This window comes from Muriicola sp. (assembly GCF_041567615.1).
Taxonomy (GTDB): domain Bacteria; phylum Bacteroidota; class Bacteroidia; order Flavobacteriales; family Flavobacteriaceae; genus Muriicola.
The window spans coordinates 1-10232 of the sequence record NZ_JBFGBM010000091.1 but is presented as its reverse complement, the minus strand read 5'-3'; the positions used below and the strand labels follow the sequence as shown (position 1 = coordinate 10232).

Below are 10232 nucleotides of genomic sequence, written 5' to 3'. Positions count from 1 at the left end.
TTAAGTACCCTCGGTGCGGATATTTATATGTTTTCCCTCTACAAAACCTATGGTCCTCACCTGGGCCTGATGTATGTCAAACAGGCCCTGATCGAGAAAATGGAGAACCAGTCGCATTTCTTCAAAAAGGGCATCACCAGGAATATGATCACCCCGGCGGGCCCGGACCATGCCCAGATCGGAGCTGCCAGCGGGATCACGGACTATTTTGATACCGTATATGACCACCATTTTAAGGGGGAAGCGCCGGCTCATAAAAAAAATACGGCTCTGGCCGTCCTCTTCCGGGAACGTGAGCAAAAACTATTGTCCCCCTTGATGGATTTCCTCAGGTCGAGGGATGATGTTAAGATCATCGGACCGGATCAATCAGATCACAGGGCGCCAACAATATCTATTTTACCCGTGAAAAGAACGCTAGACGATGTCTATGCAAAGCTTGTCGATCACAAATTGATGCTGGGGAAAGGAGATTTTTACGCAGTCCGGCCGTTGATGGATATGGCGATCGCTCACCCCCCGGGGGTGATCCGTATTTCCTTTTTGCATTACAACACGGAAGAAGAAATAGCCCAATTGATCAAAGGGCTGAAGGAAGCTCTCTGAATTCTTTAAGGGATCCTTATCATAAGGCTCAGGAGGTCAATAAAAAAGGGCTTATGGCGCATTATTCGTGAAAATGGGTGGCAGCCATTTCAACGGGCTCGCTTTGAAGGACTTCCGTAATTATCTGGTAAAGATCCGGGATGACGTGTGAGGCTATTCTCGAAGGGCTGTTCAGCAGCACACAGATCCCCAGGTCATCCTCCGGATAGAGCGCAATCTCATTCCTGAAATTGTTCACACTTCCCCCATGATGCCACATGGTCCGGATTTCTTGCCCGAAGCCTTCCCGGAACTTGTGTATTCGCCAGCCGTATCCGTAATGCGATGAGATATGCCCCGGCCAGCGCTGGTAGTACTTGCTGCGACCTTTTATTTCCACTACAGGTTGAAATGCCTCATTCAAAGCCGATTTATCCATGATCTCACTATGGTGCCCCAGCAGGAAGCGCATCCATTTGGCCATATCCAGGGTACTGGCATTGATACCGCCTGCAGCCAAGGCATTGTAATAATGGTCGTTGAGTTTTTTAACCCGCCATCCCCTGCGCCATTTCACATGTGGGAATGCCACGTTCTGCATGGTCTGCATGGTCTCGTGGTCCGTCACGGCCGAACACATCCCGAGGGGATCAAAAAATGTGTTTTTCAGGGTAATAGCCATGTCCTCCCCTGTTGCCTGCTGCATCATAGCTCCGGACAGGGCGAAAAGTGCGTTCTGATAACTGTAAAGAGTTCCGGGCGCACTGATAGGTTTTACTTCCTTAAATCGCCCTGCGATCTGATCGAGGGACAGCCCGGCCTCTACCAGGTTCGTAAAACTGTGATAGGGCGCACCTGATGTATGGGAGAGTACATTCTTTAAAGTGACCTGATCCGTATTCGCCGAGGTACCCAATCGGAAGGAAGGGAAATACTCACGTACTTCGTCATTCCATCCCAGTTTGCCTTCCTCCACGAGTTTGGCCGCGAGAACGCCCGTAAAACCTTTAGAAAGCGAACCGAGCCGGAAAATGGTATGGGCATCCACTTTCTGATCTGTTCCAACTTCGCTTTCCCCTATCCCTTCTGAATAAAGAATGGAATCTCCTCTCACGATGCTCACTCCGGCACCCACGATCTTTCCCGTGGCCACAGCCCTCTCAAAGTAGGCTGTAATAGCCCTGCTGATCTCCTCCCGTTGCCAGGAATACCTGAGTAATTCCTCGGTATTAATCGGTTCTTTATGTGTCTTGCTGATCGCTACTTCCTTTACGGGTTCCCTGCTATCCGGATTATTCCCACTCATCACCAAGCCCACCATGAGGAGAAGCACGATAAGGAATTGCCAGAGGGACTTGGATGGGCGCATAGCTGATCTTATTGTTTATAGTAAAATCCTGTTAAGCACGAAAAGTAAATAAATAACCGTATTTTATCGCAATTATTATGCGTTTCATCGGCATTTTTATGATTTTCATAACGATAACCGGTCAATATCCCTGCCCCAGCCACCCTTCCCTGTCCAGGCTCCTGTATTGAATCGCCTCCAGAACGTGTTCCGTTGTGATCTGCTCCTTCCCTCCCAGGTCTGCTATCGTCCTGGCTACCTTCAGGATGCGGTCATACGCCCGGGCTGAGAGACGTAGCCTGGTCATCGCCTGTTTGAGCATCTCTAAAGCCCCACTCGCCACGGGACAATATTCCCTGATCTGTTTGGTGCCCATCTGGGCATTGTAATGCAGTTTTTCTTCTCCCTCAAAACGCCTTATCTGCTTCTGCCTGGCCGCTATGACGCGTTCCCGGATCTCTCGACTCCCCTCCCCTTTTGACTTTGCTGATAATTGATCAAAGGGTACCGGGGTGGCCTCTATGTGGATGTCGATCCTGTCGAGTAAAGGTCCGCTGATCCGACCCAGATATCGTTGAATTTCAGCCGGGGATGACTGTACGGCCGCTTCGGGATCGTGAAAATACCCCGAAGGACTGGGGTTCATGCTGGCCACCAGGATGAAACTGCTGGGGTAGGTCAGGGTGAATTTGGCCCTGGAGATGGTCACTTCACGGTCTTCCAGAGGCTGCCTTAGCACCTCCAGTACACTTCGCTTGAATTGCGGCAATTCATCCAGGAATAAGACTCCATTGTGAGACAGGGAGATCTCCCCGGGTTGTGGATAGGAGCCCCCGCCGACCAGGGCTACGTCACTGATAGTGTGGTGAGGGCTCCTGAAAGGCCTCTGGTGGATCAATCCTGTGTCTGACACCTTGCCTACAACCGAATGGATCTTCGTGGTCTCCAGGGCCTCATTCAGCGTCATGGGAGGCAAAATAGTGGGAAGCCGCTTGGCGAGCATGGTCTTTCCCGCCCCGGGCGGACCTATCATAATGATATTGTGCCCCCCGGCCGCAGCGATCTCCATACATCGCTTGATCCCTTCCTGTCCCCGTACATCAGCAAAATCCAAATCACTCAGCTGCTGTTGCTCCTTAAACAGAGTTTCAACATCCAGATGGGTCCTTTCCAGGGGCAGGCCTGTATCAAAGAAGCTTGTAACCTTTTCCAGACTGTCCACGCCATAAACCTCAAGGCCTTTTACAATAGCGGCCTCATTGGCATTTTCCCTGGGCAGGATCAGTCCCTTAAATCCTTCTTCACGTGCTCTGACAGCAATAGGGAGGGCCCCTCTGATCGGCTGTACACCCCCATCCAGGGACAGCTCCCCCATAATGAGGTACCGATCGAGCTCCCGGCTTTCTATCTGTCCTGAAGCCGCAAGGATCCCCAGGGCTATGGGCAGATCGTAGGACGAACCTTCCTTCCGTAGGCCAGCAGGTGCCATGTTGATGGTGATCTTTTTACCCGGCACCTTGAATCCGTTGTTGAGTAAAGCCGCCGCGATCCGGAAATTGCTTTCCTTGATGGCGTTGTCTGGAAGACCCACCAGGTGGTAACCTATCCCCTTGTCGATATTGACTTCAACCACCACGGTGATGGCCTCGATCCCGAAAACTGCACTGCCGTAAACTTTGGTAAGCATAGATTAAGATGATTCCGCAATAAGGTAAACGGGAAAGTGCAGGAAACTTGCGGAATACAATAAATACAGACGATCTATTTTTTGGAAGCCCGGAAAATAAGAACAGACCTGGCGCTCTCCCTGATCTCATCCGGGTTTATCATCATCTTGCGGAATTCTCCTTTGTTGAACATTTTGGCCTGATCCCTGTAATGCCTGCTGAAGGGATTACCCGATTGGCCAGTGGGCAGGATACTCATGCTGTTCTCCACATCCGAGAAATCGATGACGCGCCTTGTGGAAGGTCCGGCCGTCACTGAAAAGCTGGAAGAGCCGTCGTACTGGAAGGCCATATTGTTGATCACCTCGCGGGATCCCGGTACCGGAAACGGACCAACGTTGAAAAACGATCGCAACAGGGCTATCTGGCCGATGGGATGGGGATGTTCTATGGTGTGCAGCCTGCCCCAGGTCCATTCGGAGATATCGGACCCGAGGTCATCCCTGAGCGATTCATAGGCCTGGATAAAGGAGGATTGTACCATATCTTTCTTGGTCTCCACCGTATCCGTGGTTCTTATATCATCCCACCAAACCGAATTGGTTTTTGCGGCCATGGGGGCAATCAGGCGCTTGTGAAAATGCGTGGCAATGAACTGAGCAAAAAGATCTTCCCCCAACTCATCCTCAAAGGTGTCTTTGAGAAAAAAGTAGATCCAGCGATGAAAAACGGCTGCCTCCGCATTATCGACGGTATAATTTCCATCCCATTTACTCAGGTGATCCAGGACAAGAGCCTGCTGTTCGTTCAGATCCTTGATATTGACCAGCTTGGCCAGCTCTGTTACAATACCCGGGTTCACGGCAGATACGTCGTCATTGATCATCTTTCTTACCGCCTCCGCGTCCCAGTCATTTCTGGCATCCAGGAGAGTCGCGATTCGTTTGGCCCGGTTTTCGGGAAGATAATATCCCGGATAGAGCATCCCGGCAATACTATCCGGCTGGTTGTTGGCCGAGTAGACATAGTGCCATGGAGGATTTATCGCCTGTGGATTTTCTGAAAATGCGAGGAAACGAACCTTGCGATCTTCTCCCTTGCTGCCATCCATCACCAGTTTGGTATTGGTACTGTCTCCAAGCTGATAGAGCTGGGCGGATGCCCACCAGGCTACATTTCCTTCATTATCTCCGTACATGGTGTTCAATCCGGGGGCATGGATCTTTGGCAGCGCGTCCTTGAATTCCTCTATATTTTTAGCGTGACTGATCCCGTACAAGGCATCCATCACCTTGTTTTGAGCCTTGGTGTAGATCCAGTCCATACTGATAGGTCTTTGCCCATTGATCTGGTTTGCAATCCCGTTCAGAATAGGCCCCCTTTCTGTTTTGTGATAGATAAATTTGACATCCGATTCGTCCTTTACTTTGATGGTCTTCGTCACCTCTTCTACCTTCTTCCATCCGTCTGGGGTCATGTATTGGGTGCTGTCCTCAGCGTTCAGGGTCTCGTAAAAGAAGTCCACATCATCATTTTCGAACATGGTGAATCCGTAAGCCAGATTTCGGTCATGACCCAGGAGGGGCATGGGTACCCCGGCCAAGTGGTAGCCGTACTTTTCGTAACCCGGTGTCCTTATATGGGCCTCATACCAAACGGAGGGTTGTGCAAAACCTATATGGGGATCGTTGGCAAAGATCACTTTTCCGTTTCGGGTCTTTTCAGGGCCTATGACCCAAGAATTGCTGCCGATGAACTGGGGGACGGGTAAGGCCGACAAAGCCTTCCTGGTAGTTGACAGCACAGCTGCCTCACTGCTGACTTCCTCCCCTTTGTAATTCCTGATCCAGACAGTATTCGGACTGCTGTTGATCTCCAGGTCTTCCAGGTATTCTACCCCCAGTGAATCCCTGATGAGAGTGAGTAATGGATCCGTCTTGTGGGCCATGGCAAAACTGAAGGCCATATATCCTACGGCATTATAGATGTCGGTCATCTCATAAGGCTTTTTTTCCAGCCCTGTCAGCAGGAATTCCACCGGGGTGGGCCCTTCTGCGATGAAATGATTGATGCCGTCGAGATAGGCCTGTGAAAGGACAGCGACCTCACTTCCGGGGTCGAGCTCCCCTACGGTCTTTGCAGAGGCATCATCTATCCCGAGGGAAAGGAAGAACTTGTCTGTGGAAAGAAGGTCTTTTCCGAAAACCTCCGAAAGACCCCCGACAGCCAGCCTCCTCAGTAATTCCATCTGCCATAGCCGGTCCTGGGCATGTACATATCCCAGTGCGCGCATGGCATCCGCTTCATTGCCTGCCTCAATATGGGGGATTCCATATTCGTCGTAATAAACGGTTACATCCGACTGGAGCTCAGCCATATATTTTTCACCCGAATATTCAGGTTTAAGGACCTGTTTGACAATCAGGCCGGCAACAAGGATTATCCCAAAGACCCCTATCAGGACCCATCCTATTTTTCTCATTGTTTTCACGGAAGGCAGTATCTCTATATAAAGATAGTACTTTTAAACACCTGAGAGGTGCCTATCGATCACTTACCGCGATATTTCGCTGATAAGCTCGAAAATTCGACATCCCTTCTTTAAGCCATGATTTGTAGGTATCGCTGTCCGTATTCTGTATGGAGGAATTCAACACGTACAGATCCGGTGACAACATGACGTAATAGGGCTGGGAGGCCGCATTGAAGTTGATGGTCTGGAATGTACCCCACTTTTCACCCACCGCATCTATAGACTTGATCCTGCCGGAGTCGTATTGAAATCGGAAGCGTTCTTCTTCAGGCAGCGGTTTGCGGTCATCCACATAAAGAGAGATCAGGACAAATTCCTCGTTGAGCAACCTGAAGACTTCGGGGTCGCTCCAGACGTGCTCTTCCATCTTGCGGCAATTTACGCAGGCCCATCCTGTAAAATCGAGAAGAATGGGCTTGTTCTCCTGCTGGGCGTACAGCCTGCCCGACTCAAAATCCTTAAAACAGGAGATGCCCAGGGGGCAATCGCTTTCCTGTTCAGCAAGGGTATAGAAATCCGGGGGAGGGAATCCGCTGAGCAATTTCAGGTTGGTGACCTCCAGGGTCCCCAATAGGAGGTACACGCAGAATACTGAAGCCAGCAGACCTGTGGCCTTTCGTGTACCTGATAGTTTTGACGGTTTTGCATCATGAGGGAAGCGGTATACACCAAAGAGGTAAAGTGCCAGCAACAAAAAGATCAGGATCCATATCCCGAGGAAGATCTCCCTCTTGAAAAGGCCCCAATTTCCAACCAGGTCGGCGTTCGACAGGAATTTAAAGGCCAGGGCCAGTTCCAGGAAACCGAGTACCACCTTCACGGTAGTCATCCACCCGCCCGACTTAGGCAGGGTCTGAAGCCATGCCGGAAAAAGGGCAAATAGGGCAAAAGGCAGGGCCAACGCTACCCCAAATCCCAGCATGCCCGCTGAGAGGTTCACAGCCACATCCCCTTCGGCCAGGGCGGTGCTCCCCAGAAGTCCGCCAAGGATGGGCCCGGTACAGGAAAAGGAGACTATGGCGAGGGTCACAGCCATAAAAAAGATACCCAAGGCCCCTCCTACCCTGTTCGAAGCTGAATCCATTTTGTTGGCCCAGCTGCTCGGAAGGGTCAGTTCATAGTATCCAAAAAAAGAAAAGGCGAAAAAGACGAAGATCAGAAAGAAGAACAGGTTAAGCCAGATATTGGTAGCGATCGTATTCAGGATCTGTGAGTCGACGGAATCAAAGAGGTGAAACGGCAAACTCAGCAGAAAATAGATCAGGATAATGAAAAAACCGTACAGGGAAGCATCTATAATGCCTTTAGACCGGCTCCTGGATTTCTTGGTGAAAAAGGACACGGTCAGCGGGATCATGGGGAAAACACAAGGTGTTAGCAGGGCGATCAATCCCCCGAGGAACCCCAGGCCGAAGATCACCAGCAAGCTGCTCTCATTCCCTTCCGAGTCGGAGCTTACCTCCTTCAGGACCTCTTTGTTCTTGAGGTTGAGTTTAAGGGCCTCTGCTCGTGCAATACTGGCAGGGTCGAGTGTTTCCTGTTCTACAATGATCTCCTCCCCATCCAGGGAAAAATAAAATACAGCATCCTTAGGGATACAAACTTCTTTACAGACCTGATAAAACAACTCTACCTGTATCTGCTTGAGCCCGGGATTGAGTAATCGCACTTTCTGTCTGAAAATCGCCTCCTTTTTAAAAAAGGTTTCTTCCACCTCAAAGATCTCACTATAGGCTTTTTGAGTCTTACTTTCCAGGGTGCCACCCACGAGTTCATACTCTTCCCCGGCGTTCACATAGGTGAATTCGCTGGGGAGGGATCCCCCCTCGGCGGTGAATTGTGAATACACGTGCCAGCCTTCCGCTATGCTGCCTTTCATGACCAGCTCATATTCCCCTTCCCCTGTCGAGATAAGCTCCTGTGTCCATTGTACAGGATCCTCTCCTTCCTGGGCCACGGAGGCCGCGGACAGCATTAAAATTGTGAGTAAGCTTAACAGTGTTTTCATTCGGTCGTCGTAATCTTGAGAATCTCTTTAGTATCTGCCGTGATCTTGAAACGGTCGTCTGCCCTTCTGCCGACGATCCAGACGATTTCATCCCCACAACAGAGGAGCCACTGCTTTTCCTTGGCCACGGCATCCATTTTTTCGTCCTTGAAAAATTTGGCAACCTTTTTTTTGCCATCCATTCCCAAGGGATAAAAGTAGTCGCCTTTTTGCCATTTCCTGACAGTTAGCTTATCGTTTAACGTTTCTTTATCAACATATAGTATGGTATTGTTCTTTTCCTCAATTTCCTTTACCTGCTCCACTTTCAGGCCGAGGGGAAGGTCCCCGGTGTCCATGGATACTTCGGTTTCTTCTGCCACCGCTGTTTCAGTGTTAAATTCCTGCAGGATCAGATGCTGCCGGTCCTTGATGAGCCGGTGTGTGGAAGACCGTACCTCTTTTCCACTGATGGAGGCCGTCAGGCTCGCAATATCTCCCCAGGATGTAAAGCCATAAGGTTTAAACAGTTCATACAGATAAGCCTCCAGAGGTTCAAATTCTTCGATACGATCAAGGGAAATCCTAAAACCTCCCTGATAGGGCTCAAACAATTCCTCCCTCATTTCATCGATGAAATTTGTGAGCATCGCTGAGGTATGGGTAAGGTACTTTAAGGTCTTCCTGAAATTCTTCTGGAAGGTGGGATGAAGCTCCTTGAGAACTGGGACCAGTTCGTGCCTGATCTTATTCCTGAGGTATTTGGTATCCTCATTGCTCATGTCTTCTCTCCAGTCGATCTTATGGTTTTTTGCAAAGGCGAGGATCTGTTCCCGTGTAAAGGGAAGCAAAGGCCTTAGCACCTTGTCCGTTTCTGCCGGAATCCCCGTAAGGCCCTCGATACCTGTCCCTCGGGAAAGGTTGATCATAAATGTCTCCACGGCATCGTCCAGGTGATGGGCCGTAAGTAACCAGGAATACCCCTGGGTGGAAAGCAATTCGCCGAACCACTGGTAGCGCAATTCCCTGGCAGCCATCTGGATAGAAAGTTTATGAGCCCCGGCATAGGCTCCTGTGTCGAAGGAGATCGTGAAATATTTTACTCCGAGAGAGTCCGCAAGATCGCTCGTAAAGCGCTCATCTTCGTCGCTGTCCTCTCCCCTGAGGTTGTAATTGCAATGCGCCAGGGCAAAATCCACCCCGCTTTGTACACAGAGATGAGCGAGGACCACGCTGTCTACGCCTCCGCTGCAGGCAATGATCACCGGGTCCTCCAGTATTTGAGGAAAAGAATTTACGATATGCTCCCTGAATACATCGGTCACCTTGCAAAGGTAAGAAAGAAAGGGATGTCACCCCTCAGGTGAACAGGATTACAGAATGGGAAGTCTGCGGTTCTACAGACGCTCCAGCCATTTTTCCAGGGCCTGCTGATGTTCCTTTGCCAGTTCCTGATCCGTAATACCCTTCCCACTCTCAAAATTGTGCCTGAAAGAGGGTAAGGAAAAAGTAGAGATGATCTCCCCTCCAAATTTAGGCAGGAGTTTCTCAGTGACCGACAGGGAGGAGGCAGCGCCCCGCTTTCCCGGGGATGCGCTCATAAGGAAGATCACCGTATTGTCCAGAAAATTGATTTCGAGCCGACTCAGCCAGTCGATCAGGTTCTTGAAAAAGGAAGAGGGATTCCCATTGTGTTCGTTCACCGAAAGCAGGAGGCCGTCTGCTTTGTGGATATCGTCCCTGAACTCGGCGAGGGAGTTGGTATACCCGTATTCCTTTTCATGGTCCACGCTGAACATGGGCAGATCAAAATTAGCCATGTCCATGAGCTGTATGTTATGCCCTTCGATTAGGCTTACCGTGTGTTTTACGAGTTTAAAATTGATGGATGTAGAAGAATTGCTGCCGGCAAAGGCCAAAATGTTACTCATGGTATCTTTAGGATTACAATCGCGAAAATACCCTAAAAATGAATGAATTGTGAACTATTTGGCTAATTTTGCGCCGTAAAACATCCAGGGACCCCAAGATAGGAGTATATAGGGGTAATAGAGTATGGAGACCAAGACGAACAGACTGCATTTTATTGACGTCATGCGTGTCTGGGCGATC

7 protein-coding genes are annotated in these 10232 nt (G+C 50.0%); 1 reads left to right on the top strand and 6 read right to left on the bottom strand.

Going from position 1 to position 10232, the window contains the following annotated elements; translation table 11 throughout:
* Positions 1-606: aminotransferase class V-fold PLP-dependent enzyme (locus tag ABYP73_RS07765; protein WP_372973938.1), on the top strand; the 606-nt coding region annotated here is incomplete at its 5' end.
* Positions 607-667: 61 nt separating this feature from the next.
* On the opposite strand, the gene ABYP73_RS07760 is transcribed toward ABYP73_RS07765, so the two are convergent.
* The 6 genes from ABYP73_RS07760 to ABYP73_RS07735 all read right to left on the bottom strand — a co-directional run bounded on the left by ABYP73_RS07760 (position 668) and on the right by ABYP73_RS07735 (position 10051).
* A complete protein-coding gene (locus ABYP73_RS07760) occupies positions 668-1954 on the bottom strand; it encodes a serine hydrolase domain-containing protein (RefSeq protein ID WP_372973937.1) in 1287 nt (428 codons plus the stop codon).
* 121 nt (positions 1955-2075) lie between these two features.
* A complete protein-coding gene (locus ABYP73_RS07755) occupies positions 2076-3620 on the bottom strand; it encodes a YifB family Mg chelatase-like AAA ATPase (protein ID WP_372973936.1) in 1545 nt (514 codons plus the stop codon).
* 74 nt (positions 3621-3694) lie between these two features.
* Positions 3695-6082 carry a penicillin acylase family protein gene (locus tag ABYP73_RS07750; RefSeq protein ID WP_372973935.1) on the bottom strand — a complete coding sequence of 796 codons (2388 nt, stop codon included), beginning with the start codon at positions 6080-6082 and terminating at the stop codon, positions 3695-3697.
* Between the two features lie 61 nt (positions 6083-6143).
* On the bottom strand, positions 6144-8141 hold the full coding sequence (locus ABYP73_RS07745) for a cytochrome c biogenesis protein CcdA (protein ID WP_372973934.1): 1998 nt from the start codon (positions 8139-8141) through the stop codon (positions 6144-6146).
* Positions 8138-9445, bottom strand: coding sequence for a tRNA lysidine(34) synthetase TilS (tilS, locus tag ABYP73_RS07740; RefSeq protein WP_372945384.1), 1308 nt, complete (start codon positions 9443-9445; stop codon positions 8138-8140). Before tilS ends, ABYP73_RS07745 begins: the two co-directional genes overlap by 4 nt.
* Positions 9446-9517: 72 nt before the next feature.
* Complete coding sequence (locus ABYP73_RS07735; RefSeq protein ID WP_372973933.1) at positions 9518-10051, bottom strand: NADPH-dependent FMN reductase; 534 nt, start codon at positions 10049-10051, stop codon at positions 9518-9520.
* Between the last annotated feature and the right edge of the window lie 181 nt (positions 10052-10232).

What these genes read in the sequence shown, in the direction of transcription:
- ABYP73_RS07760 (WP_372973937.1), bottom strand. Translation starts at nt 1,954, where the DNA reads ATGCGCCCATCCAAGTCCCTCTGGCAATTCCTTATCGTGCTTCTCCTC.
- ABYP73_RS07755 (WP_372973936.1), bottom strand. Translation starts at nt 3,620, where the DNA reads ATGCTTACCAAAGTTTACGGCAGTGCAGTTTTCGGGATCGAGGCCATC.
- ABYP73_RS07750 (WP_372973935.1), bottom strand. Translation starts at nt 6,082, where the DNA reads ATGAGAAAAATAGGATGGGTCCTGATAGGGGTCTTTGGGATAATCCTT.
- ABYP73_RS07745 (WP_372973934.1), bottom strand. Translation starts at nt 8,141, where the DNA reads ATGAAAACACTGTTAAGCTTACTCACAATTTTAATGCTGTCCGCGGCC.
- ABYP73_RS07735 (WP_372973933.1), bottom strand. Translation starts at nt 10,051, where the DNA reads ATGAGTAACATTTTGGCCTTTGCCGGCAGCAATTCTTCTACATCCATC.